Source organism: Dokdonia ponticola (assembly GCF_042653865.1).
In the GTDB taxonomy this organism is placed as follows: Bacteria; Bacteroidota; Bacteroidia; order Flavobacteriales; family Flavobacteriaceae; genus Dokdonia; species Dokdonia ponticola.
The window spans coordinates 214,616-240,819 of record NZ_JBHSFV010000008.1; the positions used below are offsets into that span (position 1 = coordinate 214,616).

Annotated in this window: 27 protein-coding genes; 15 read left to right on the plus strand and 12 right to left on the minus strand. The window is 35.7% G+C overall.

Annotated elements, in window-relative coordinates:
* The first annotated feature begins 71 nt into the window (after positions 1-71).
* Positions 72-2,222, plus strand: coding sequence for a prolyl oligopeptidase family serine peptidase (locus ACFO3O_RS13805; protein ID WP_379979783.1), 2,151 nt, complete (start codon positions 72-74; stop codon positions 2,220-2,222).
* 94 nt (positions 2,223-2,316) lie between these two features.
* Here ACFO3O_RS13805 and ACFO3O_RS13810 read toward each other — a convergent pair whose 3' ends face one another.
* A complete protein-coding gene (locus tag ACFO3O_RS13810; protein ID WP_379979785.1) occupies positions 2,317-2,538 on the minus strand; it encodes a heavy-metal-associated domain-containing protein in 222 nt (73 codons plus the stop codon).
* Positions 2,539-2,660: 122 nt separating this feature from the next.
* On the opposite strand from ACFO3O_RS13810, the gene ACFO3O_RS13815 reads away from it, so the two are divergent.
* A complete protein-coding gene (locus ACFO3O_RS13815; RefSeq protein ID WP_379979787.1) occupies positions 2,661-3,488 on the plus strand; it encodes a universal stress protein in 828 nt (275 codons plus the stop codon).
* A 64-nt stretch (positions 3,489-3,552) separates the two neighbouring features.
* Here ACFO3O_RS13815 and ACFO3O_RS13820 read toward each other — a convergent pair whose 3' ends face one another.
* Together ACFO3O_RS13820 and ACFO3O_RS13825 are read right to left on the minus strand one after the other, a co-directional pair.
* Positions 3,553-4,254: a Crp/Fnr family transcriptional regulator gene (locus ACFO3O_RS13820; RefSeq protein WP_379979789.1), complete on the minus strand. Its 702-nt coding sequence runs from the start codon at positions 4,252-4,254 to the stop codon at positions 3,553-3,555.
* 150 nt (positions 4,255-4,404) lie between these two features.
* Positions 4,405-4,626: a hypothetical protein gene (locus ACFO3O_RS13825; RefSeq protein WP_379979791.1), complete on the minus strand. Its 222-nt coding sequence runs from the start codon at positions 4,624-4,626 to the stop codon at positions 4,405-4,407.
* Between the two features lie 173 nt (positions 4,627-4,799).
* Between ACFO3O_RS13825 and ACFO3O_RS13830 the strand changes: the two genes are divergently transcribed.
* From ACFO3O_RS13830 to ACFO3O_RS13875, 10 genes are all read left to right on the plus strand, one after another.
* Positions 4,800-7,310 (plus strand): heavy metal translocating P-type ATPase, encoded by a 2,511-nt coding sequence (locus tag ACFO3O_RS13830; RefSeq protein WP_379979793.1) that lies wholly within the window; start codon positions 4,800-4,802, stop codon positions 7,308-7,310.
* A gap of 59 nt (positions 7,311-7,369) precedes the next feature.
* Complete coding sequence (gene ccoS, locus ACFO3O_RS13835) at positions 7,370-7,585, plus strand: cbb3-type cytochrome oxidase assembly protein CcoS (protein WP_379979795.1); 216 nt, start codon at positions 7,370-7,372, stop codon at positions 7,583-7,585.
* A 2-nt stretch (positions 7,586-7,587) separates the two neighbouring features.
* Positions 7,588-9,792 carry a cytochrome-c oxidase, cbb3-type subunit I gene (ccoN, locus tag ACFO3O_RS13840; protein ID WP_379979797.1) on the plus strand — a complete coding sequence of 735 codons (2,205 nt, stop codon included), beginning with the start codon at positions 7,588-7,590 and terminating at the stop codon, positions 9,790-9,792.
* 4 nt (positions 9,793-9,796) lie between these two features.
* Entirely contained in the window at positions 9,797-9,994 is a 198-nt protein-coding gene (locus tag ACFO3O_RS13845; RefSeq protein WP_379979799.1) for a CcoQ/FixQ family Cbb3-type cytochrome c oxidase assembly chaperone, read from the plus strand.
* Complete coding sequence (locus ACFO3O_RS13850; protein ID WP_379979801.1) at positions 9,991-10,947, plus strand: cbb3-type cytochrome c oxidase N-terminal domain-containing protein; 957 nt, start codon at positions 9,991-9,993, stop codon at positions 10,945-10,947. The genes ACFO3O_RS13845 and ACFO3O_RS13850 overlap by 4 nt, the downstream gene beginning before the upstream one ends.
* An 85-nt stretch (positions 10,948-11,032) precedes the next feature.
* Positions 11,033-12,454 (plus strand): cytochrome c oxidase accessory protein CcoG, encoded by a 1,422-nt coding sequence (gene ccoG / locus ACFO3O_RS13855; protein WP_379979803.1) that lies wholly within the window; start codon positions 11,033-11,035, stop codon positions 12,452-12,454.
* 201 nt (positions 12,455-12,655) lie between these two features.
* Positions 12,656-12,793 (plus strand): hypothetical protein, encoded by a 138-nt coding sequence (locus ACFO3O_RS13860; RefSeq protein ID WP_379979805.1) that lies wholly within the window; start codon positions 12,656-12,658, stop codon positions 12,791-12,793.
* 35 nt (positions 12,794-12,828) lie between these two features.
* Positions 12,829-13,275, plus strand: coding sequence for a FixH family protein (locus ACFO3O_RS13865; protein WP_379979807.1), 447 nt, complete (start codon positions 12,829-12,831; stop codon positions 13,273-13,275).
* Positions 13,275-13,982, plus strand: a complete 708-nt coding sequence (locus ACFO3O_RS13870; protein WP_379979809.1) for a sulfite exporter TauE/SafE family protein — start codon at positions 13,275-13,277, stop codon at positions 13,980-13,982. The genes ACFO3O_RS13865 and ACFO3O_RS13870 overlap by 1 nt, the downstream gene beginning before the upstream one ends.
* A gap of 27 nt (positions 13,983-14,009) precedes the next feature.
* The gene (locus tag ACFO3O_RS13875; protein WP_379979811.1) at positions 14,010-14,162 is read left to right on the plus strand and encodes a hypothetical protein; all 153 of its coding nucleotides are present in this window, start codon (positions 14,010-14,012) and stop codon (positions 14,160-14,162) included.
* Positions 14,163-14,385: 223 nt separating this feature from the next.
* Here ACFO3O_RS13875 and ACFO3O_RS13880 read toward each other — a convergent pair whose 3' ends face one another.
* The 6 genes from ACFO3O_RS13880 to ACFO3O_RS13905 all read right to left on the minus strand — a co-directional run bounded on the left by ACFO3O_RS13880 (position 14,386) and on the right by ACFO3O_RS13905 (position 18,985).
* Entirely contained in the window at positions 14,386-15,924 is a 1,539-nt protein-coding gene (locus tag ACFO3O_RS13880; RefSeq protein ID WP_379979813.1) for a Do family serine endopeptidase, read from the minus strand.
* A 95-nt stretch (positions 15,925-16,019) separates the two neighbouring features.
* Positions 16,020-16,496 (minus strand): Hsp20/alpha crystallin family protein, encoded by a 477-nt coding sequence (locus ACFO3O_RS13885; protein WP_379979815.1) that lies wholly within the window; start codon positions 16,494-16,496, stop codon positions 16,020-16,022.
* A 41-nt stretch (positions 16,497-16,537) separates the two neighbouring features.
* Complete coding sequence (locus tag ACFO3O_RS13890; protein ID WP_379979817.1) at positions 16,538-16,726, minus strand: hypothetical protein; 189 nt, start codon at positions 16,724-16,726, stop codon at positions 16,538-16,540.
* A gap of 12 nt (positions 16,727-16,738) precedes the next feature.
* The gene (locus ACFO3O_RS13895; RefSeq protein ID WP_379979819.1) at positions 16,739-17,113 is read right to left on the minus strand and encodes a hypothetical protein; all 375 of its coding nucleotides are present in this window, start codon (positions 17,111-17,113) and stop codon (positions 16,739-16,741) included.
* Positions 17,114-17,323: 210 nt separating this feature from the next.
* A complete protein-coding gene (gene hemN / locus ACFO3O_RS13900) occupies positions 17,324-18,685 on the minus strand; it encodes an oxygen-independent coproporphyrinogen III oxidase (protein ID WP_379979821.1) in 1,362 nt (453 codons plus the stop codon).
* Between the two features lie 12 nt (positions 18,686-18,697).
* A complete protein-coding gene (locus ACFO3O_RS13905; RefSeq protein WP_379979823.1) occupies positions 18,698-18,985 on the minus strand; it encodes a hypothetical protein in 288 nt (95 codons plus the stop codon).
* 207 nt (positions 18,986-19,192) lie between these two features.
* On the opposite strand from ACFO3O_RS13905, the gene ACFO3O_RS13910 reads away from it, so the two are divergent.
* Positions 19,193-19,795 (plus strand): YkgJ family cysteine cluster protein, encoded by a 603-nt coding sequence (locus ACFO3O_RS13910; RefSeq protein WP_379979825.1) that lies wholly within the window; start codon positions 19,193-19,195, stop codon positions 19,793-19,795.
* Between the two features lie 81 nt (positions 19,796-19,876).
* Here the strand turns inward: ACFO3O_RS13910 and ACFO3O_RS13915 are convergent, their stop codons facing one another.
* From ACFO3O_RS13915 to ACFO3O_RS13925, 3 genes are all read right to left on the minus strand, one after another.
* Positions 19,877-22,594: a carboxypeptidase-like regulatory domain-containing protein gene (locus tag ACFO3O_RS13915; protein ID WP_379979827.1), complete on the minus strand. Its 2,718-nt coding sequence runs from the start codon at positions 22,592-22,594 to the stop codon at positions 19,877-19,879.
* 54 nt (positions 22,595-22,648) lie between these two features.
* The gene (locus ACFO3O_RS13920; protein ID WP_379979829.1) at positions 22,649-23,503 is read right to left on the minus strand and encodes a GLPGLI family protein; all 855 of its coding nucleotides are present in this window, start codon (positions 23,501-23,503) and stop codon (positions 22,649-22,651) included.
* Between the two features lie 420 nt (positions 23,504-23,923).
* The gene (locus ACFO3O_RS13925; protein ID WP_379979831.1) at positions 23,924-24,847 is read right to left on the minus strand and encodes a LysR family transcriptional regulator; all 924 of its coding nucleotides are present in this window, start codon (positions 24,845-24,847) and stop codon (positions 23,924-23,926) included.
* Positions 24,848-24,935: 88 nt separating this feature from the next.
* Here ACFO3O_RS13925 and ACFO3O_RS13930 point away from each other — a divergent pair, with 88 nt between their 5' ends.
* Together ACFO3O_RS13930 and ACFO3O_RS13935 are read left to right on the plus strand one after the other, a co-directional pair.
* Positions 24,936-25,166: a hypothetical protein gene (locus ACFO3O_RS13930; protein ID WP_379979833.1), complete on the plus strand. Its 231-nt coding sequence runs from the start codon at positions 24,936-24,938 to the stop codon at positions 25,164-25,166.
* A 24-nt stretch (positions 25,167-25,190) separates the two neighbouring features.
* Complete coding sequence (locus tag ACFO3O_RS13935; protein WP_379979835.1) at positions 25,191-26,150, plus strand: sodium-dependent bicarbonate transport family permease; 960 nt, start codon at positions 25,191-25,193, stop codon at positions 26,148-26,150.
* Positions 26,151-26,204 lie beyond the last annotated feature (54 nt).

Sequence of the window (26,204 nt, forward strand, 5' to 3'; positions counted from 1 at the left end):
TAAGTTTTAAACTAAAAATTAATTAAAGGGAAAATACACTGCTTATTTTCCCTTTTTAAAAAAAAGGTGTAATGAGGAGTTACTATCTAGTTATAATGATTTTAAATTGTATAGTTATACCTATCAATGCTCAGAACAGTACCGTATTAATTCCTGAAGTTGTAATTGATCAATATTACAATCAAAAAATCGAAGATCCCTACAGACACCTAGAAGACTTATCTAACCCTGAAGTAAAAAGTTGGATAGAAACTCAAAGTAAAACAGCTCAATATTTTTTAAATAACATAGAGAAAAAGCAATTTCTTATTGATAAGCAAATTGAACTCGACACAAAAAACAAATTTGTCATATCAAAACTTAAAGTAACTCATGATGAATATCATTATTACCTAAAAAGACTTGCTACTGAAAACGTAGCAAAGCTATATTACAAAACCTCTTTTAACGGTAAAGAACATTTGTTATATGATCCTATTTGGTTTAATAATTCAGAAACTAAAAACTTTATTATTAATTATTTTCAACCCGATTGGAAAAATTCAAAAATTGCTATTAGTCTTACAGAAAAAGGAAAGGAAATTTCTCAAATAATTATCCTAAACATACATACAAATCAGGTGCTTTCTGAAGTTTTAGAAAATACTTGGCCATCAGATGTAGGAGGACTTCAATGGCTGCCTGATGATTCAGGATTTATTTATGTGCATTTTCCTAATGCAACAGCAAACTCTAAAAATTTTCTCTTAAACACAAGCGCTCTCCAACATAAAATCGGAGAAAGTCAAAAAAACGATACAACTATATTCTCAAAACAGTTTTGTCAACATCTAAATATCAAAGAAGAAGATTTTCCTACTATAAACATAGAAAGTCAATCTAATAAATATCTAATAGGAACAACTTCTGGAGCAAATGCATATTCCAACGCCTATTATTTACCTATCAATGAAATAGGATCTAAAAATTGGAAACCTTTATTTTTAAAACAAGAATTAATCAAAGAGTATACAATTATTGGTGATTCTATAGTATTTAAAACATCGTATAATGCGCCTAATTTTAAAATAGGAATCACATCTATAAAAAACCCTAATTTCAAACAAGCAAAAACGCTAGTGCCAGAAAGCAAAGACTACGTAATTACAGATTTTACTGTAACCGCTGAGGGCCTATATTATGTTACCAGTAAAAACAGTGTACAAGCCAAGTTATATAAATACACATCAAAGCGTCATGAGGAAATCATATTACCCAAAATATATGGAAATATTGAACTTTCTTCTCATGGACAGTCAAACCCTAAATTATGGATCACTGTAAAAGGATGGACTACAAATAGTGAACGGTATGAGTATACAAATAATGTGCTCACGCCTAAAAACGTTCATAATACTTCAAATATTTTAAATAATATTGTTGTTGAAGAAGTAGAAGTTACAGGGCATGATGGTCAAAAAATACCACTATCTATCTTCTATCATAGAGACATGGTTAAAAACGGAGAGAATCAAGTGCTTATAGATGGTTATGGAGCCTATGGAGTCTCTATGAAACCTACCTTAAAAACTCATAGACTTTTATGGCTTTTAGAAGGCGGTGTATATGCTGTAGCTCATGTACGTGGTGGTGGTGAAAAAGGAAGTGATTGGCATAAAGGAGGCTACAAAGCATTCAAGTCTAATACTTGGAAAGACTTCATATCTTGTGCAGAATACCTTACCTCAAATCAATATACGTCTCCTAAAAAAATGGCCATCTTAAGCGGAAGTGCTGGTGGAATATTAATAGGCCGTGCTATCACAGAACGACCAGACCTGTTTGCGGCTGCCATTATTGAATTTGGTCTCTTAAACATGTTACGCTTTGAAACACATAATAATGGAGCTAATAATACTAAAGAGTTTGGTAGTTTAAAAGATCCTGAAGAATTTAAAGCACTATTAGAAATGGATGCCTATCATCACGTGAAACAAAACGAAAAATATCCTGCTGTTTTATTGACTGCAGGATTAAACGACCCTAGAGTTCCTGTCTGGTTCTCCACAAAATTCATAGCAAAACTACAAATGTATGATGTATCTAATAATCCAAAATTATTACTTGTAGACTCAGATTCAGGGCATGGAATAGACGATACCAAAACAAAAATTTTTGAACGTTATGCCAATATCATTGCTTTTGCTTTCAAACAAACTGGACATCCTGAATATCAATTTTAGAAATTTGTCATACACGCTTTCGCGAAAGCAAACCCCTGTAGACTTACTTTTTCTTTTATAAAAACATAGCAACTTAGTTCAAGTTTACCTAGGACTAAGAAATCCTGCTAGGGTCATGCGTAATAGGAAACCCCATCGCTTTGAGTTGAACTCGCAAGCCCTCTAAGGTATTATGAGTTCTATAATCAAAACTAAGGCTACCACTTGAAACATCAATAGCTATATTTGATATCCCTTCTAATTCTTTAAGCTGCGCAGCAACTATTTTTTTACAACCATCACATCGTAAGTTTTGTATGGTTACTGTTGTTCTCATAAATAAGCACTATTAGACTGTAAACTTATAGAATCCTTAATCACTTGAAGATGACTTTTATCACCTTTTAACAAAAAGCTCCCTCGTATTTTTGTCTTATAAACATCTTAAACAATTTCCTTATGAAAACAATTATAGTTCCTGTAGACTTTTCTATATACTCTGAAAATGCACTAAAAGTAGCTGCTCAAATTGCAAAAAAAGAAAATGCAACTATTGTAGCTGTCCACATGATGGGATTAAGTGATGCAAATCTTACCAAAGAAAACAACAGCATGGAAGGTATGTTCTTCATAAAACTTACACAAAAGCGTTTTTCAGCATTTTTAGATAAAGACTACCTTGAAGGCATTACTGTACAACAAGCTGTTAAAAATTATAAGATCTTTAGTGAGCTAGATGATGTGGCCAAAGAGCATCAAGCAGATCTCATTGTTATGGGATCACATGGTAGTAGCGGACTTCAAGAGGTTTTTGTTGGCTCTAATACAGAAAAAGTGGTTAGAACAGCTAGTGTTCCAGTACTAGTCATAAAAAATGATCAAGGGTTTACCTCTACAAAAGGAGTATTTGCTTGTGATTTTAAATCAGAAAGTCTCGATGTATTCAAAAAAGCAATCCGACTTTTTAAACTATTAGGGATAGACACACAGCTCGTGTACATCAATCTTCCTGGAGAATATTACAAGAGTACTAAACAAATCGAACAACAAATCGTTGAATTTCTGGTACATCTTGACAAGAGTTTTGACATCTTCCCAGAAGATGTAACAATCTATGCAGACTACTCTGTAGAGGAAGGGGTTTTTAATTATGCAAAAAAGACACAAGCTGGAATCATAGGGATTCCTACACATGGTCGCAGAGGATTAGCACACTTCTTTTCAGGAAGTATCAGCGAAGACATTATGAACCATTCTGAACTTCCTGTGATTACATTTAAGATATAATCATATGCTTTCACGGAAGTGAAGTTTATATTGAGCTTGTCAAAATAACGAAAGCTTATACAACTTACAAGCCTTCTATCAAACGGTAGAGGGCTTTATCATCTTCTATCTTAATACGTTTACCATCTGTAGTTATCCAACCTTCTTTTTTGAATAGCGTAAGGGTGCGTATGCAGGCTTCCTTTGCTGTGCCCACTACGTTTGCAATATCCTCACGCGTCAGTGTCACAGCAATATACCCATCTGGGTCTGTGCCAAAATTTTTATCTAAATATCGCAATGTCTCTGCAACCCGTTGTTTTACTGTTTTCTGAGCCATATTGACAATCACATCATCGGCATATTTTAAATCATTTGCCATGTGTAACAAAACCGCTTTTGTAAAAGCAACATTATCACTAATGTTATCTGTAAGATGATTTTTTGGAATATAACAGACTTCCATATCATTAAGAGCAACGGCACTTAAATTGGTAGTTTCTTCTGTGATTACAGAACGTTGACCCAGCACTTCGCCTTTAGTAGCGATCTTTACAATTTGATCTTTTCCATTATCACTCATCTTCGAGAGTTTGGACACTCCATTACGCACACAAAAAACACCATTAAGCTTCTCCCCTTCTTGAAAAAGAGCCTCGCCTTTCTTTATGGATTTGGTGATTTTACTATCAGATATCTTCTTCAGTTCTTTTTTATCTAGGGCTTTTAAGGCATTTAATTGTCGTATGATACAGTTTTCACACCTACCTTCTTTGTGGTTATCCATCTCTTTCTAAAATAAGAATCTAAATATACTCGAAGAAAAAAAGAGGTGCAAGAAATTTCAACCTTGATTCTACATTAGAACTTCGTGATAAGATTATCAAAGCAATACCCCATAGATTTCCGATTACTCCATATAATTTTAAACAAAACATTACTGCCCTAAGTCAGGTCTATCTTCATAGAAATCTCTGAAGGTTTTATCTGTTTTGTAATCGTCTTTCAGCACTTTATACACAGTAAATACAAGCATGAGTTGACCAAGAACCGTAAGATAGAATACCCAACTGAAACTCAAATTCATTGTCGCAAAAATAGTCACCGTAAGTAAAAGCAATGTAGTACAAACGACCCATTGCATAGCAGAAATTTTCATAGCATTTATTTTTAATTACAATTTACTAAATCCTTTAAAACAATACAAGTAGAGAAATATCCTATTGGGAGTTTGAAAGGTGACAAAAGTCATCTTTTTAAAGCGGGTATTTGTTCAAATTTGTACTAGGTATCATGAAGACTTTTTTAAAAGTCTGAGCAAATTAAATTCGTATGGAAAGTTGTTTCCATTGTGGTGATCTTTGTAACACCACAATCATCACACATGATGACAAGTCATTTTGTTGTCAAGGTTGTAAAACTGTTTTTGACATTCTCAATGAGAACAATCTCTCCTATTATTATGATTTAGAACACACTCCAGGTACAACACCAAATCGTATAGAAGGCAAATTTGACTTTTTAGACAATGCGCAAATTGTCTCTAAACTCCTTGAATTTAATGAACAAGAAACTCAAATTGTAACATTACTCATCCCTTCTATTCATTGTAGCTCTTGTATCTGGGTATTAGAAAATTTGAATAAAATACACTCAGGTGTAAAAACAGCTCAAGTTAATTTTTCAAAGAAAACGGTCAGTATTACTTTTTCTTCTACGCTCATTACCCTTAAAGAGCTCGCCATCTTACTCGCAAGAATAGGATACGAACCTTATATATCTCTAGAGGACGCTACTAAAAAAAAGACGTATGTAGATAGAAGTCTACTCTATAAGTTGGGCGTTGCTGGATTTGCCTTTGGAAATATTATGTTCCTGTCGTTTCCAGAATATTTTGAAGTACATGAATTTTGGCTAGAGCGATATAAATACGTTTTTAGATGGTTAATCTTTGCTTTTGCAATCCCCGTGGCATTTTATGCGGGTATTGATTATTTTGTTGCGGCTTACAAAGGGCTTCGCTCTAAAATTTTAAACATAGACGTCCCAATTGCTTTAGGTATTTCGGTGTTATTTATTCGGTCAACGGTAGAGATTGCAACCGACTCTGGTACTGGTTTTTTTGATAGTATGGCCGGACTGGTTTTCTTTTTATTACTCGGAAAATTCTTTCAGCAAAAAACGTATGCATACCTTTCTTTTGAACGTGATTATAAATCCTACTTCCCTATCGCAGTCACACGGTTAATTGAAAATTCGAGTGATGCTGATTCCGCTGGAGTTCATACTGATACCGCTGGAGTTCATACTGATACCGCTTTCGCGAAAGCAAAAACCGAAGAACAAGCACAGGTGTATGATCTCAAAAAAGGCGATCGGATTCTTATCAGAAATAGCGAATTACTACCTGTAGATGCCGTTCTCATTAAAGGAAACGCTTTAATAGACTACAGTTTTGTGACAGGTGAAGCGGCTCCTGTTACAAAACAATCTGGCGACTATTTATATGCAGGAGGAAGACAACAAGCCGGTTCTATAGAAGTAGAAGTGTTGAAATCTGTAGAACAAAGTTATTTGACAAAATTGTGGTCTAACGAAATCTTTTCAAAAAACAAGCAAAGTGTATTTGAGTCACTCACCAATCAAATTAGTAAAAAATTCACGATAAGTCTTCTCATTATTGCGATCGTAGCTTCGACAGTATGGCTCTTTATCGATGCCGCTATTGCATTGAATGTATTTACCGCTGTTCTCATTGTTGCCTGTCCTTGTGCTATTGCACTCGCCGCTCCTTTCACATTAGGAAATTTAGTGCGCATTTTTGGACGTCATAAATTATACATAAAAAATAGTTCCATCGTTGAACAGTTAGCCCATATTGACACCGTTGTTTTTGATAAAACAGGAACGTTGACTACCAGTACAAAAAACACCATCACCTATGAAGGGGTTACTCTAACAAAGGAGGAAAAATCACTACTAACAAGTACACTCAGAGCCTCTAATCATCCCTTGAGCAGGTCTTTATATGCGGTTTTAGATAAAAATAATATTCAAACACTAGACGATTTTAAGGAAGAAGTAGGGCACGGAATCACAGGTGTCATCAATAATCATCATATAAAAATAGGCTCCTATGGTTTTGTAAACACGCTACATCATCCTGTAGAAAAAGAGCTTCGCAAAACAACCGTACACATAAGCACAGATAATCAATACAAAGGATGCTATGTGTTTTACAATGAATATCGCGACAGTGTAAAACAGGTTTTTGATCAATTAAAATCAACAGTAAACATTGTGATCCTCTCTGGAGATAATGATGGAGAAAAAGACTATTTAAAAACCCTACTGCCTCCAGACACCACAGTACTTTTTAATCAAAAACCTGAAGATAAACTTCGGTATATCAAAAATCAACAAAAAGAAGGTAAACAAGTATTAATGATAGGCGATGGTCTTAATGATGCAGGAGCATTAGCACAAAGTGATGTAGGGATTTCTATATCAGAAAATGTAAACATATTTTCACCCGCTTGTGATGGAATTTTGGACGCTTCAAAGTTTAAAGATATTCCAAAATTTCTAGCACTTTCTAAAAAAGGAATACAGATCATTCGTTATGCTTTTGTGTTTTCTCTATGCTACAACATCATAGGCTTAGGCTTTGCTATTACGGGGAATTTATCACCCGTAGTGGCGGCTATTTTAATGCCATTAAGTTCAATTAGTATTGTCATTTTTACGACGATAGCAACCCATATAGTAGGTAAAAAATTAACGCGTGTGCAGGTAGAGTCCGCTTTCGCGAAAGCGGACCCAACATATATTTCTGAAAGCTGACAAAAGTCATCTTTTTTGAGAAGCATCAACCCTAATTTTACATCATAATTCAGGTAGGTATGAGTATTATTTATATGCTTTTGGCAATTAGTGTCGTTGTGGCACTCATTTTTTTTATGGCTTTCATCTTTTCTGTAAGGAAAGGGCAATATGATGATGTGTATACACCTTCTGTCAGAATGCTTTTTGAAGATGAAATCATTAAAGAAAAAACAACACTACCCAACACAGAAACAACAAAAAAACCAATCAAATTAAAAGATCAACCTAAGTAACTATGGAAGTACAACAATTTTATTACGATAATAAGATCGTGCGCAAATTCATTGTCGCAACCCTATTTTGGGGGATTATAGGAATGAGTGTAGGATTACTCCTCGCTTTTATGTTTTTATTCCCTAATCTTACAGATGGCGTCTCTTGGCTGAGTTTTGGTCGCTTGCGCCCATTACATACCAATGCCGTTATTTTTGCCTTTGTCGGGAATGCAATTTTTGCAGGAGTCTATTACTCTACACAGCGTTTATTAAAAGCCCGTATGTGGAAAGATTGGTTGAGTAATCTTAATTTCTGGGGATGGCAAATCATTATTGTAGGAGCTGCCGTTACCCTTCCATTAGGGTTTACAACCTCAAAAGAATACGCCGAACTAGAGTGGCCTTTTGATATTGCCATTGCGTTGATTTGGGTAGCTTTTGGAGCCAACCTCATTGGAACGATTCTGAAACGTCGTCAGCGCCATTTATATGTTGCTATTTGGTTTTACTTAGGGACGTTTGTCACCGTAGCTGTATTGCATATTGTAAATAGTATGGAGTTACCTGTAAGTGCTTTAAAAAGTTACTCTATGTATGCTGGAGTACAAGATGCATTGGTACAATGGTGGTACGGGCATAATGCAGTAGCGTTTTTCCTGACCACTCCTTTTCTGGGACTGATGTATTACTTTGTGCCAAAAGCAGCTAACAGGCCTGTATATTCATATAGACTTTCCATTGTACATTTCTGGTCACTGATCTTTATTTATATCTGGGCAGGACCGCATCACTTATTATATTCTGCATTACCAGATTGGGCTCAAAACTTGGGTGTTGCCTTTTCTATTATGCTTATAGCACCATCATGGGGTGGGATGATTAATGGCTTACTCACCCTTCGTGGTGCCTGGGATAAAGTACGTACAGACCCTGTTCTTAAATTTATGGTAGTCGCTATTACAGGATACGGGATGGCCACCTTTGAAGGTCCTATGTTGTCGCTTAAAAATGTAAATGCGATTGCACACTTTAGTGATTGGGTAATTGCACACGTACACGTAGGTGCCTTGGCATGGAATGGTTTCCTAACCTTTGGAATGATCTATTGGATGGTACCCAAACTATTTAAAACCAAACTTTGGTCTACCCAACTAGCCAATGTGCATTTCTGGATAGGTACCCTTGGTATTATACTTTATGCATTGCCTATGTATGTGGCAGGATTTGTTCAAGCGTCTATGTGGAAACAATTTAATCCTGACGGAACATTAACCTACGGTAATTTCTTAGAAACTATCAGTGAAATCATTCCTATGTACTGGATGCGTGCTATTGGTGGAACCATGTTTATCGTAGGCGCCTTAATAGGTGTTTATAACATCATTATGACAGCACGTGCTGGAAGTAAAGTTACCGATGAACTTGCTGAAGCTGCTCCGCTACAAAGAGTGACTAAAAAGCGTACCGCAAAAGAAGGATATCACACCTGGTTAGAAAGACGCCCTGTGAAATTAACCATCTTTGCTACGATCGCTATTCTTATTGGAGGGATGGTACAAATCATCCCATCACTTATCGTAGATGATTATGTTCCAGTAATCACCAGCGTAAAACCGTATAGTCCATTAGAATTAGAAGGGCGTGACTTATACATACGAGAAGGTTGTGTCTCTTGTCACTCTCAAATGATACGTCCTTTTAGAAGTGAAGTCGAGCGTTATGGAGAGTATTCCAAAGCAGGAGAATATGTATACGATCACCCATTCTTATGGGGTAGTAAACGTACAGGACCTGACCTTATGCGTATCGGAGGAAAGTATAGTGACAACTGGCATCTTAATCACTTTTACGACCCGCAGAGTACCTCATCTGGTTCTATCATGCCATCTTACAAATGGATCATCCAAAACAAACTAGATAAAGGAAGTACCCAAGACAAAATGGAAGCTATGGTCTCTTTAGGTGTCCCCTATACCAAAGAAGATATAGAACGTGCCTATGAATGGATGGATGAACAAGGAACTCAAATAGAGAAGAACCTTTACAACGATCCTGATTTTGTGAAGACCTACGAAGCAGATAAAAAGTATGCATTAGAAAATGCAGAAGAATTCATAGAGATGAGAGATCGTGAAGTAGTTGCTTTAATTGCCTACCTACAACGAATGGGAACTGATATTAAAATAAAAAACGGTGATGATACCACCCTTAACATAAACGAGTAAAGTCATGCTAAAATTTATCAAAGGAAATTTAGAAAACATAGAAGGCGTTGAGGTCTATCCTATCATCTCATTGCTCATATTTTTTATCTTCTTTACAGCACTTTTTTGGTGGGTTTTTACCACAAAAAAGACACACATAGAGGCGGTAAGTAATATCCCATTAGAAGACGATACGATCATTTTAAAAGAAGTAACATCATGAGAACAACAGCATCATTTTTAAGAATACTCGGATTTTCAGTTTTTGGCTATATATTACTAGACTATGTAGGAACCACTGGGGAAACATCCATATTTATAGAAAAACCATGGATGTGGGTGTTATTTGGAGCGATTATCCTTTTTTATATCGCAGGAGAGATCTGTGTTGCGGCACTCAAAGGGGTTCTTTACAAGACATTGTCTCCAGAAGCAAAGCAACGATATGATCAAAGAGAAGCTCAAGAAAGAGAAAAAGAATTCAGATGGGTTAAAGAAAAGTATAGAAAATCTCTAGGGAGTAAAGCCATAGAAGAAGAACATGAGATTATACTAGATCATAACTATGATGGCATTAAAGAGCTAGACAATAATTTACCACCATGGTGGGTCTATATGTTCTATGGGACCATCATATTTGCCGCCATCTATTTAATCCGTTTTCAAGTATTTAAGGAGTATAACCAAGCAGAAGAGTATGAGATTGCTGTCGCAGCCGCAAAACTAGAAATTGAGGAATGGAAAAAAACAGCTAAAGATCTCGTAGATATTAATACCGTGACATTTCTAGCAGATGCCTCTGATCTAAATGCGGGACAATCTATTTTTAAAACGAACTGTGTCGCTTGTCATAAAGAAGACGGCGGTGGTGGAATAGGTCCTAACCTCACAGATCCAAATTGGATTTTGGGTGGGGGGATCAAGAATGTATTTAAAACGATTTCTGAAGGAGGTCGTGACGGAAAAGGAATGATTGCATGGAAAACAGAACTCAGCCCAGCAGAAATGGCACAAGTGGCTAGCTATGTATTAACACTAGAAGGAACAACACCTTTAGAACCTAAAGCGCCTGAAGGAGCTATTTGGGTAGATCCAAATGCCCCAGAAAAAGGTGCGCCAGAGATACAAGAAGTCGTCTCAGATTCGACCACAGTAAAAATAACAATGAATCAATAAATATATGAATCTGCCCGCAGGCAGATTCATATAAGTGAAGTTTATACTGAGCTAGTTGAAGTACGAAAGTGCATAAAACAGAAAAATGGCAGAACAAGGACAAGATACTTTTAGAGATACCATAGGAACGCTTAACGAAGAAGGAAAACGCGCTTGGGTTTTTCCTAAAAAACCTGATGGAAAATGGTACGAATATCGTAAATATGTGAGCTACGTACTCTTGACCTTTTTGTTTGCAGCTCCTTTTATAAAAATAAATGGAAACCAGTTTTTAATGTTCAATGTATTAGAACGCCGTTTTAATATTTTTGGCTTTCCATTTTGGCCACAAGACTTTCATCTATTTGTTATTATGATGCTTATAGGTGTGGTATTTGTCATCCTTTTTACCGTAGCCTTTGGGCGATTATTTTGTGGATGGGTCTGCCCTCAAACCATCTTTATGGAGATGGTATTTCGACGTATTGAATATTGGATTGATGGAGATCGAGGCAAGCAAATTCGGCTTTCTAAAATGCCTTGGAATGCAGAGAAAATTAAAAAAAGAGTCCTTAAATGGATTATATTTTTTATCATTTCATTTCTCATTGCCAATGTATTCCTAGCCTATCTTATAGGGAGTGATCAATTGCTTCGCTATATCGTAGAAGGTCCCTTCAAGAATGTAAATACACTCGTATCGCTCTTAATTTTTACAGGCGTCTTCTATTTTGTTTTTGCATGGTTTAGAGAACAGGTATGTATTATCGCTTGTCCCTACGGCAGATTACAAGGCGTCCTATTGGACAATAAATCTATTGTGGTGGCATACGACCATAAGCGTGGAGAAAAAGAAGCTGGACGGGCAAAGTTTAAGAAAAATGAAGATCGACCTTCTACAGGAAAAGGAGATTGTATTGACTGTTTTCAGTGTGTACATGTATGTCCAACGGGTATCGATATCCGTAATGGAACACAACTAGAATGCGTCAACTGCACAGCATGTATAGACGCTTGTGATCAAATGATGGAGAATGTCAACCTGCCTAAAGGATTGATCCGATATGCCAGTGAAGATAGCATTGAAAAAAAGGAGAAATTCACCTTCTCCCCCCGCTTAAAAGGATACACTGCCGTATTGGGAATCCTCATCGCCGTGCTCATAGGTATGTTGTTTTTACGTAACGATGTAGAAGCTCGCATTCTTCGTTTGCCAGGTCAACTATACGAGCGTAAGGCAGATAATATCATAAGTAATGTGTACACATTTAAACTCATTAACAAAACAGTTGATGATATCAATAATGTTCATTTTGAGTTACTATCTCACAAAGGAACGATCAAGTTGGTATCTCATACTGATTTTAAAGTGGAGGGACAAGGACTTGCAGAAGGGACTTTGTTTATAGAGATAAATGCAAGTGCGCTCACTGGAGACAAAGACCGACTGAAAATAGGAATTTATAGTGATGATACGCTTATAGAAACCACAACGACGGCTTTTTTAGGCCCTAGGAGTTATAAATAATTCGCTTTCGCGAAACGTCATACAGAGCTAAGTCAAAGTGTAAAAGCGTGTAAAGATATATAAAGTAGCAACTACCCGCGTGAAGGATTGCAGTGGTTACCCCACAGCCTGACGTAGGAAGTGCGAGGCGTAAAAACGAAAAGCCTGACCTGATTCCTGAACGTAGTGAAGGATAAAGGACACGCCCAAAATAGGAAAACTATGAAGGAATCAGAAAAGAAAAAATGCTGTCAAGGATGTAAAAATGGACAGCCAGGGCAAAACAAAGCCTGTCAAGCCAAATTATTGATGGAACAGTTAGAGCAACAAAAAGAAGTGCTAAACAAAAAAGACGTTTAATTAAAAGATTGCACGCTAACGGCGTGCCATACATTATGAAATGGAACTGGGGAAAAGGGCTCGTTGTAGCCATGGTCGCTTTTATGAGTTTTATACTCTACATGGTTATTACCATGAGCACCAATAAAAAATATAGTCATGATCTGGTCACCGAATCGTACTATGCAAAAGAGATGGCATATCAAACCGAAATTGATGCCGAAACAAATACCTATGATCTTAAAGAAAAGATAGAAGGTACTAAAACGAATGAGGGGTGGCTTTTGTCATTTCCGTCAGAGCTAGACCCGACAAAACTTACAGGAAAAGTGTTCCTATACCGACCATCTAATCAGCAACTGGATTTTGACTTCCCATTAGTCCTTTCCGGATCAAATTTGCTCATACCTGACAAACAGCTGATAGATGGTCGCTGGAACATTACCATCGAATTTGAATACGAAAACAAAGCGTATTTGTATAAAAAATCAATTGTATACTAATGATATATGCGGCACTTATATTTGGGTTATTAGGAAGCTTTCACTGCGTGGGTATGTGTGGTCCAATTGCTTTTTTATTGCCTCTGGATCGTAAAAATCGCTCTAAACGAATCTTGCAATTACTCAGCTATCACTCAGGTCGGATTTTTATGTATGCCATTATTGGGATGGCTTTTGGTATGGTGGGAAAAGGATTGAACTTATTTGGGATTCAGCAGCAATTATCTATTGGTGTTGGACTCCTGATGATTATAAGTATCCTACTACCTATCAAAATTTTTAATCGGTATAATTTTTCAAAACCGATTTATAAAGCTGTTGGAAAAATAAAAAGTAGCATAGGAACTGAGCTTAAAAAAAAGGATCCAGGTACATTTTTTACCATAGGCTACCTAAACGGTCTGTTACCATGTGGTCTTGTCTATATGGCGGTTTTTGGTGCTTTAGCCACTGGTGGGGCTTTACAAGGAAGTTTGTACATGATTGTTTTTGGACTAGGGACTATACCGCTGATGACTACCGCTATCTATCTAGGAAATTTTTTAAAAGGAACCGTAAAACAACAGATAGTAAAAGCAATTCCGGTCATAGTGGTTGTTATAGGGATGCTTTTTATATTAAGAGGGTTGGGATTAGGGATTCCCTACATCTCTCCTTCTGAAATGGTCACAGTAGAACAAGTAGGAGCTCATCATAGCTGCCACTAATTAATACTAATTAAAAATTTCATGATTATGAAAAATCTTATCTTACCTTTAGTCAATTGGGGAATGGGCGCCATCATTATAGGAGTGTTTGCTATTGTCTGTATTGTGATGATCGTGGTCATCTATAACCTAGCCAATAGTGATAAAGAAAAGAATGACACAACGCACCCTGAAGTATAATGCTTCCTTTTTCATCTTAGGTAAAATCAATAAACAATAGCTAACCATATCTTCTTAACACAAGTAATCTGTTGTTATGAAATCACTAAAATATCACGCTCATAGGAATTTTTACCTTACCACAGCAAGTAAGATTGTTTAAGAAAACTCAAAATAGAAGGGTCACAAAAAAAAGGAAAGCGGTCCGCTTTCCTTTTTTCATTCATTCTTGATCTCTCTATTTTTAAGATCCTAAACCAAAAGCATAGTATTGTTTTCCTGGGATATCCTCATAGATTCCTTCTATCATCACACCGCCTTCTTTATTTTCTAGCGCATCCATAAGATCATCTACATCCACTACTTTTCTACCATCAATATGAGTGATAATAAATCCTTCACGAATTTGAGTTTCTTTTCTAAGTTTTCCTGCAAATAAAGAAATAACCTTTACGCCTCCATCGATATCATTTTTCTTTGCCGTTTCTTTATCTATCTTTTCAAAGTCTGCTCCTAGCATACTAATCAGTACTTGATGTTCTTTTTTCGTGACTTTGGTTGTTCCAGAGGTACTTTCTAATGTAACAGACATTTCTTTTTCTTTTCCGTTTCTAATCAGACGTAACAGTACTTTATCTCCAGGTCTTTTGCGTGCAATTAATTCTTGTAACTGTGGGGATGTATTGACTTTTTTATCATCTACAGCTACTATCACATCATCTACTTTTACACCCGCTTTATCGGCAGCGCTTTCTTCTTGTACATTTGCAATAAATACTCCTTGTGATACGTCAATGTTTTTTTCTTTCGCAAGCGTCGTATTTAGGGTTGTAATATTCACTCCAAGCATTCCTCTTTGTACAGTCCCATATTTTAATAAATCTTCAACTACTTTACTGACAATATTACTAGGAACAGCAAATCCGTATCCATTATAGGTACCTGTCCTAGAAGCTATGGCTGTATTAATCCCTATTAAATCTCCGTTAAGATTTACAAGTGCTCCTCCACTATTTCCTGGATTGATCGCTGCGTCTGTTTGGATAAAACTTTCTACAGCAAATTTATCTTTATTAATATTAATATTTCTAGCCTTCGCACTTACAATTCCTGCTGTTACCGTAGAATTTAAACTAAATGGATTCCCTACTGCTAATACCCACTCTCCTACTTGAACATCATCTGAGTTTACCAATGGCATTACCGTCAGCGCATCTGCTTTTATTTGTAATAGTGCCAAATCTGTAGAAGGATCTGTACCCACAACAGTTGCCTTATAGGTCGTATTGTTATGAAGTGTCACTTCAACTTCATCTGCATTTTCTATCACATGATTATTAGTTACTATATATCCCTTTGTATTTATCACTACGCCAGAACCAGCGCCCATTGGGACTAACTCAGGAATTTTCATCTCTTCTTCTTGTTCCTGAGGTTTTTCTGGATAAGGTTTTTGAAAGAATTGTCCAAAAGGGCTATCTCCAAAAAAATCTCTAAACGGGTCAGGTAGCTGTCTATATTGATAAGCTCTATTGGCTGATCCATATTTTCTTTTAGCTTGGATATGCACTACGGCATCCAGTACTTTTTCTGTCGTTTTTGTAAAGTCTAATGGGGTTATTTCCCCATCTTCATTGGCAGCATAAAGTACTTTTTGAGTTGGGGTTGTTATCGCTACTGGATCTAATTGTACTTCAGATTTTTCAAAATAATGATATCCGCCCACCACTGAAGCACTAATCACCAACGCAATGAGGGCAGAAAATATATATTCTCTTTTCATCTTAGTTCTTTTTGTATATAAATTTCTGTACAGAAATAAACGACACACATCTTAGGTAAGATGTGTGTAGTTTTATGGCTAATTCTTTTACGATTTTATGAAATTGTAATGGTACGAGCAGGAGTTTGCTTAGCTTCCTCCTTCTTGGGTAAGTGTACACTTAATATACCATCTTGATAGGTTGCCTTAATGTTATTTTCTTCTATTGATTCTGGCAATGTAAAGGTGCGTTTAAAAGAATCATATCCATATTCTCTTCGCGTAAAATTAGCTCCACTTTCTTGCTTTTCTTCGCTTCTTTCTGAAGATATGGAAAGGACATGATTGTCTAAATCAATCTGAAAATCTTCTTTACGCATACCTGGCACAGCCATATCAACAAAATAAGCGTCGGCAGTTTCCCGAATATTTACTTTGGGTAAGGTCATACCTGTATTAAAATTAGACATCATTAAAGCTGGTAATTCATTGGAGAACATAGCGTCTATCCATGAAGACCACGCTGGGAAGTCTTGAAATCTGTTTTGATTTGTCGTACTTCCATTTTTCTGAACGGTCATTAATTTGTCCATAATTTAAAATTTAAGTTAAACAAAAAATCTAGGTATATTTATTAGATCCAACGATCTAAAAAACTTTTCTTTTTAGGGATTGCTAGGAATACTATAATCATCGTGACAACAAGTCCTATGAATAGAAAATCGTTTCCTATTTCATAATCCCATATTTTTAATGAAGCTCCTGTTAATATTGAAAAAAAGGCAATAAGTCCCAAGAGCAAAACATATTTATTTTTTTTCATGTCTATACTATTTTAGGTGACTCCATACGTTGCTGCATATGGCTTTTTTGAATATTGTTTTTTAACAGTAATACATAAACCATCACCAGTGAAAGAGTTTTCGATTATAGTGTTGTATGATAAATTAGGAATCGATAAAAAACTTTCTGTAAACACAGGATTTTTAACAACTTGGTTTTTGTCAAAGTATAATTTTTCTGTTATGACTCTTAATGTAAGAATCCCGTTTTCCAGAGTAACCGTGTAGTTATTTGCGCTTAAAAGCGGTGATTTCAATTTGATTTTCAAAGTATCATCTTCAAATCTCATATCTAGCTCCTCAAGCTTAAAAGTATTCTGTTGAACAGAATTAGAGATTGGATACTTACTAACATCATTTACACTCATAGTACAAACAAATATTAATTAAACAATAACTCTATTTATCCTCTTATTGAAGATATTGATCTCAAAATACATCTCAAATTTTACAAAAAAAATGCCAATCTGGTTATGATCGCTTTCGCGAAAGCGGTATCTGAAAAAATGTCAGTTCACAAAAAAAAGGAAAGCAGTCCGCTTTCCTTTTTCCAATTATAAACATCAAAACCGTATCCACTACACTGTCATAGAAAACAATTGCGTTTCTGGTTTTTTACGTTGCAAGCGCATATCAAAAGGCAAACATATATTGCGTACAAAAGGACGCCCTTTTTGAGTTACCTGCATTTTTTTTGAATGAATTTCGATAAGTCCGTCGCTTTCTAGTTCTTTTAGTTTGATCAACACATCAGGAAGTTCAGGAAAGTATAAGGAAGTATCTTCCCAAGAAGTTTCAAAAGTACACATCAGATTCAAAATGTGCTTGCGTATGATGAGGTCTTCTTCTGTTAAGATATGACCTCTAAAAACAGGTAGAATCCCATCTGCTACTAATTTTTGATATTCTTCTACATTTTTTACATTTTGAGCAAAACTGTACCAACTATCACTGATCGCAGAAACGCCTAGTCCTATCATCACTTGGGTTTTACTAGCATTGTACCCCATAAAATTTCTGTGAATAGTTCCCTTTTGTTGTGCTTCATACAAGGCATCTGTTTTTAATGCAAAATGATCCATGCCAATTTCTACATAGCCTGCTTGGGTGAGCATCGCCTTACCCATCTCATATTGATTTCGTTTTTGGGATGCAGAAGGAAGATCTATTTCTTTGAAACCTCGTTGTCCGTTTCCTTTCATCCAAGGAACATGGGCATAACTATAAAAGGCTATCCGATCTGGACGAAGGGTAATGGTCTTATCGATCGTATTCACCACATCTTCTTGGGTTTGAAACGGAAGTCCGTAAATAATATCATGCCCTACAGAGGTGTATCCCTCTTTTCTAGCTTCAGCAGTGGCGCTTTGTACATTTTCAAAAGGCTGTACTCGGTGAATCGCTTTTTGGACTTTAAGATTATAATCTTGTACTCCATAACAGACCCGTGTGAAATTGTACGCTGAAAGTGCCGTTAAATGTGCTTTGGTCGTATTATTAGGATGCCCCTCAAAACTGAGTTCACAATCTTCTGCTTGTTTCGCGATAGTGAAAATACCTGACAATAATCGGTCTAAATTCGCCGGCGAAAAAAAAGTGGGTGTACCACCCCCAAGATGAAGTTGTTTGATCACGGGCCGCTCATCAAACAACGCTGCATACATGACAAATTCCTTTAAAACTGACTGTATATAGGGAACTTCAAGGTTGTGATTTTTGGTGATCCGTTTATTACACCCACAAAATGTACACATGCTTTCGCAAAACGGTAAGTGAATATACAAGCTTATCCCTTTGTTTTTATTGCTTTCGCGAAAGCTATCCCTGAGTGTTTCCTTCCAAGCATGTAGTGAAAATGACTCCTGATCCCAATAGGGTACTGTTGGATAACTCGTATACCGCGGTCCTGCGACATTGTATTTTGAAATGAGGGTACACATAGAAATGTTTTCTTAAAATAATAGTCCTGTAGAAATAGTTAGTAAACTTACTATCACACTTGTGATTAAAAGATTAAGTACCAAATTTGGTTTTTGTACGGTTAAAATAGAAGCGTTGTGTGCACTACAAGCAGCTACAACAAAGAATATTTGTATCATTTGAGCAACCCCATTACCCTGCATCATCGTAGTCATGATGGCAATAGAACCTAAACAGGTAGATAAGATAATAGCAAGTGCTGAATAGCCAATAAAGTTTTCATTCCAATCGGTACTGATTTTTGTATATAATGCATTCATAATGATATGTGTTTTTTAATTACAGGTCAAAATTAGGATACAACCGATAGGAAAAAGATGACTTTTGTCACCGTTGACTAAAATTGCTGTTTTTTTGTTTTTAGGGTTGTACCGAACGCATCAAAAACAGTAATCATCACTATATCAATTCTTTTTAGAAATAAATGATTTACTTGGTCTTATTAAGGCTACCTTCGGTAAAAAATAATGTCGATAGCGCATAAAGTAAAATTGGTAGAAGATCTTTTCTATCAATTAGAGCAAGAAAGCGCTCAGTTTGAAAAGTCTTCAGAAATGCATTGTGTTTCTGGTTGTGGAAAGTGTTGCACCAATCCCAACATAGAAGCCTCCCCGTTAGAATTTTTGCCTTGGGCTTTTCACTTATTTTTAAATGGGCAAGCAGAAAAAACGCTCGAGATTCTCACAAAAACAAATCACCCAACCTGCTTCATTTACAAACCCTTAACAGTTTTAGGACAAGGGCGTTGCAGTAATTACAAATACAGAGGTTTAATCTGTCGATTATTTGGATTTGCTGCCAATACCGACAAGTATGGAAATTTACGATTGGCTACCTGTAAAATTATTAAAGAAGGACAAGCAAGTGCCTATAACACTACCTCTGAAGCTATTACAAAAGGATTGCACGTGCCTGTTTTTACAGAATATTATATGCAACTAAATCAGATAGATTTTCAATTAGGTAATAAAATACTGCCTATCAACAAAGCCCTTAAAATGGCATTAGAAGAAGTGTTACACTATTATTCCTACCGATCTTTTCCTGATATAGGTGAAAAATGTGTGTAACCGCGATAAAAAAAATACCTCTACTTTTTCTAAGTTAAAAAAGTAGAGGTATTTTTTGAATTTAATTATTGACTATTTTATCTACAACGTATATACAAACCTAAACGTCACAAAACGCGGTTGAATGAACGTTTCTGAAGTAAAAACAGACAGATTATTTGCACTGTTCCTTACTTGAGAATCTATGTCTAGAATATTAGTCGCTTTGATCTCATATTCCCATTTGGCATCTCTATCTTTTCTATACGAAAGTGTCGCGTCCCAGTTTTGAAAAGACTGAGATTGTCCATTCCCCAAATCTTGGTTAGTGTAGCTATAATTGGTACGAAACGTTACCGATTTCCAGATATACGCATCAAATTCGATAGAGGGAGAATTAATCACAAAGGTTGTTTTACGTCCTCCTTGAACATTATCTGTCACACTATAACGGTATCTAAAACTCACATTAGGCGCTATTTTATAATTAGTACGAATTCCAGGGGTGTACGTTTGTGTATATCCTTCATTTAAGGATTGTTGCCCTTGAATAAACTGATTGATTTTACTGTAATTAAAACTCGCATTTAACGTAGCTCTAATTTTACCAAACGTACGTTGTACTCTGCCAAATACATTAGCATTCTCATCGGCGAAATTTGAGTTGAAAAAAGTGCTTGTTCTAATCACATTTTCAAAGTTGGTTAACCCTCGTATTTGATCTATATTATTAGAATACGATGCTCTTGCAAAAACGTTTGTATAATTAAAAAGATTGAAACTACTGTAAAAGAGACTTACGTTATGAGAGAGTGCATTTTGAAGATCAGATTCTCCAAACTGAATACTATTAAAATTATTTAGCACCAACCCTTCTGCAAGTCGTGTCACATCCGTAAACTGATTACGCATGTCATATCTCAGCGTGAGGGCTTCACTCTTTTTAAATTGAATTCGGGTTTCAAAATCTGGTAAAAGTCGGAAGAAATTATCTTCAAATGTTTCTCCGAACTGAGTATTTCTATTTCCATAGGCATGCACCGAAAAACCAGGGGTAATGGTGAATTTTCCTGTTTTCACTCTGTAATGCGCTCCCACATATATATCACTAAAGACATATTCCGTGTCGTTTGTGGCACGCCCGTCATTAAATGTTGGCGTTGGATTAAGTATAGAACCACCTTCTAAAAATTGAAAAATATTTGAATTAAATTGCTGTCTACTTAAAATGGTTCCGAGCGTCAGGTTAAGGTTACTCTTCGTATTCAAAATATTATAATAATCTAGCTTTGCATCTAATTGATTCGATTTAATACGCCTATCCTGACCAAGATTATAATTGGTTAATGAGGTATCTAATCCTAACCCTTCGGCGGTGGTGTCAAAAGCATCTTCTCCATCAGGATCATTTACTAAAAGTGCATTGTAAAATGGATCTTCATTTCTAAGTAAATGCTGTGCTTCAAAAGAAAAAATATTTGTTTCGTTAAGCGTATAATAATAGTTTAGATTCTGGCTGATACTAAACGGAGTCACTTCATCTAATTGATTTGTTGTCCCAATCACAGAAGAAAAAACACGTTGGTTTTGCCTATCATTAGATACTCGGGCAAGTATATCATAATCTAGTTGATTATTGACATTGGGTTGATATTTTGCACTCAACTTCATTAATCCCTGATCAGAACGCTCTCTACTGGATTGCTCTGTCGCTTCATCAGGAATGCCTAATTCCTGATTGGTATATTGTATAAAGCTTGTTTCTCTAGAAAGAATACGACTACTATTATAAATAAGGAAACCACTTAGGTCTAGCGCTTGATTTGGTGAATAACTAAAGTTACCCGTGGCTAGCTTGTTTTCAATCTCTAGAGCATTTCCTTGGGAGGTTAAAAAATTCAAACTGTTATCCCCAAGGTTTATATTGGTTCCACTACTCCTACTAGGCGCTCTAAAGCCACCTCCAAAATTTCTAATATCACGTCTCGTTAACGCTGCTTCACCCGTATTATTGACATCTCCTATAAAGTTAAGACTGTACTTTGGGTTGTAATAAAATAATTTTGGTTGGAATAAATAAAGTTCATTATCTGGAGAAGCCCCTGCACCTGCGGTAACATTACCGAACCAAAAATTTTCTTTCCCTTCCTTAAGTTTTATGTTTAAAGCGACATTATCTTGATTGTTGGTTACACCGCTTAGTTGTCCTACTTCTGAGTAGTTTCGTAATACCTGTATTTTATCTACCGCTTTTGAAGGGATATTTTTGGTTGCCAATTTGGTATCGCCATCAAAAAAATCTTTTCCATTCACCATGAGTTTATTGACAACCTTCCCTTCGACTTCAATTTGACCATCTTCATTGATCTCTACGCCTGGTAGTTTTTCTAGTACATCCTCTAACTTACGCTCTGTTCCATTTTTAAAAGAATCGGCGTTATAAATAAGTGTATCTCCTTTCACCGTGACTGGCATCTCATAGGTGAGTTCTATTTCATCTAAGGAATTGTCTGGCCTTAATATGTAATTTTTTGTAATGTCACTTTCCTTGGTAGCTAGAATCTCTTCAACCGTTTTGAAACCAATATAACTCACTTGTATTTTGTAAGACTTATTTTTACCAAGATCTAATTTATACTTTCCTTGCTCATTGGTAATTCCGTAGGATTCCAAACCACTTGTTTCTTGATTTATAGCAATGACATTGGCTAATTCCAAAGGATTATTTAGACTATCCTTAACGACTCCTTCTAGTTTAATTTGAGCAAAAGAAATGCTACCTACAAAAAGTAGTGCTAAGCAAAATATATATTTTTTCATGATTTGGTACTTACTGGTTTGAATGCGTATTTGAATGCAGTATAGTGGTTGTGTTTATCCTCTTCTTCTACCTCTATTATTACGCATTTCTTGCATTTTCTCAGTGATGGTTTCTTTGTAAGCAGTTTTTGTGATCTCTTTTCCTTTATCTGGAGCTTCGATTTTAATTTTCTCTTTGGGATTCATCACAATTTTAGAACACAATAGTGTTGTATTTCCTGCACTCACCTCTAAAATCAGTCCTGGAAGCCCCCAAAATTCGCTAGGGCCATGTCCTACAGGTATTTGAGGTGTGTACCATGCTTCGACTTCTGTCATATTTACTTCAACTTCAGCTGTATCTGCATCAGCATCAGCAAGGTCTGATGTTTTTGGAGTAGGTTGTCTTAAATCTCCCCAAGAGAAACTATACCAAGTTAATTCAGATGTTGGTATAGAAGCGGTCGCTTTAAAACACATATATTGTCCTATCTGCTTGGACTCTGTTCCCATTTTCCAATCAATCTTTTGAAGTTTGTCTTTGACAAGAAACTGCTTTCCATAAAATTCTTGGCTTTGTACTAAAGCATTCTCTTTTATATTTTTATACTGATCTCCTTGCGTAAAATTCTGTCCCCAAGAATCGGTAGCTCCAGACATGGCATCTAATTTATCTTCTTCGAGAAATACAGATTCTTCTTTATTAAAGCTCAATACATACGTTTTTTCCAATCTATTTTTGAGACGTGCTTGTATTTGCTTTTTTTGAGCCTCGCTCATCCTAGCGCCCCAGCTACCAAGATCCATCGTTGATTTAGAAAAATAAACAGCCTCTCCCTGAAACTCTTGAACAACAGGAGTTGGAGTAGGCATAACTGATAGGTAAATAAAGAAAGAAAGGATACTAAATTTGAATAAAATTGATTTCATGACTGCTAGCTTAGCTTGTTTTGTTCAACTAAATTAAACAAATACTAAACAACAGGCCTTCGTTTATCAAAAAATTAACAATAATATGGGATAAACCCTTTGTTTGAGGAGTATTTACTTTAGTCTAATTCTAGACTATTTTACACACAAAATAAAAGCAAATCATGTCTTTTAGAAAAATTGGCAAATAGTTTTAGAATGCTTTCGCGAAAGCAAAAAAAGGAAGAATCACTTAGTACACCATTTGCTATAATCAATATAAACGTCTCTTATATCAAGAAGATTAAGGGATAAAGCATAGACCCCGCTAGATACTGAAACAAGTTCAGTAAACAGCGGGATTAAGCCTGCCTGCCAGAGGCAGGTGAAACTAGCTATTTTTAAATGCGTTGCTGCGCAACTTTTAAAAATAGTGTTTCACTAATAATCATTGAACCAATTAAAATGTGCATTCATAACTAATGATTTATTTTCATTAATATGCTCAACAAAACGTTTTGCAATAGAAGATAGATTCTTTGAACTTAACCAAATAAGATTCCAATTGGTGACCATAGGCAAGTCTTTTACAGGAATAATCTGTAAATCCCCTGTATTAAGTTCGTTTTTAATTCCAATAAGAGGCATAATAGAAAACCCTAACCCTGCAACAACAGCTTGCTTCACGGCTTCGTTTGAGGTAAGTTCCATTTTTTTATACGTAGATATTTTGTGTGACGCCATAAATCGTTCCATAGCATTACGCGTAGCAGATCCTTGCTCTCTATATATAAGTGGTAATTGCTCAAATATTTTTGGATTTAAATTTTTACTCGATTGTGTATATTGCCTTCCGCCTACAAGATGTAATTTATTCTCCATAAGCTGGATTCGATCAATCTTTAGATTTTTAGGAATTGTAGATACCATCGCAAAATCTACATCATTACTTTCAAGAGAGCGCACCACCTCTGCTTTATTGGTCACATCCATAACTAAATCAACACTAGGGTGTTGATTCATAAAATCAGTTAGGAAATAAGGCATCGCGTATTTTGCAGTGGAAACAATGGCAATTTTTAATGTACCCGCAAGCTCTCCATGAAAAGAAAGCGCCTTATAATTGAGTGCTTGTACTTCGTTAAGAATATTTGTTGCTGCTATTGCTATTTCTGTACCAAACTCAGTAATATAAATTTTCCTTCCAACAACTTCAAATAAAGGATTTTGAAACTGCTCCTGAAATTTTTTAAGCTGAATAGATACTGCTGGCTGTGTTAAAAACAACTCCTCCGAAGCTTTTGTAACACTCTTTAAATCAGCAATTTTACAAAAAATCTCTAACTGATGTAATGTATAATTCATAACATATGTTTATATATTTTATAATAAATATAAATAAAAATATGCGAAATAAAGCATACACCTTTGCACAAATAAAAAGAATATCTTTATGAAAAATCGACATACAGAAGGACATCAAGTTAAAATCATACAGCTTCAGACTCCCTCAAAAAAACCTATTTCTACTTCCGTAAATAAAATAGCAACTGTTTTATTATTTGGTTTTTTCATAAGCCTATCTATAATAAGCAACCAGATTTTTCTTGAAAAAATTTTAATCGCTACTGCTGTTATAAGTTTAGCTCTTATATCTAAAAAAACGACTAGTACTAGTAAATAAGCGACTATAGAGAGCGCACATACCATGGATCTACATCTTTTATTTGACAACTTAACAAATCCTGCATTATTATTTTTCTTTTTAGGTATTATTGCTGTTCAGCTAAAAAGTGATTTAAGCATCCCAGAAAACTCATCAAAATTTATATCCCTTTACCTACTCTTATCTATTGGGTTTAAAGGAGGCCAAGAATTATCACATAGCACATTTAATAGCGAAATAATATGGTCACTGCTTTTTGGACTCCTCCTCGCTACTGTAATTCCTTTATATACCTTTTTCATTTTAAGAAGAAAATTTTCTTTAGAGAATTCAGGAGCGATTGCTGCAGCATACGGTTCTGTGAGCGCAGTTACGTTTGTAACGACAATTTCTTTCCTTGAAATGGAACAGATCACATTCAATGGACATATGGTTGCTGTCATGGCGCTTATGGAAGCACCCGCTATTATGGTAGGCCTACTGCTTATTAAACTATTTGCTAAAAATAAAAATCAAGATAAAGTGCCCATGAAAAAAGTGGCACACCATGCTCTTACAAATGGAAGTGTGCTTCTTATTATAGGAAGTTTAGTGGTAGGATTCTTAACAAATGATGCACAAGCAGAAGGAATAAAACCTTTTACTACAGATTTATTTAAAGGGTTTTTAGCTGTATTCCTGTTAGATATGGGGATTACGAGTGGAAGAAAACTATCTGACTTTATCAAAAAAGGTTGGTTTGCCTTATTGTTTGCGATTGTCATTCCAGTCATAAATGGATGTATTGTCGCAGTAGTGAGTGGTGTATTTATAGAAAGTGAAGGGAATAGACTGTTATTTGCCATACTAGCAGCCAGTGCATCTTACATAGCCGTTCCTGCCGCAATGAAGCTTGCCGCGCCAAAAGCAAACCCAAGTTTATATATTCCCATGGCACTCGCAATTACGTTTCCTTTTAATATCACCCTAGGAATGCCACTATATCTGTACCTTATTCAATAATCATAATTTTTATTAATGCCATACATTAAATATATAAATAAAAATATATGAATA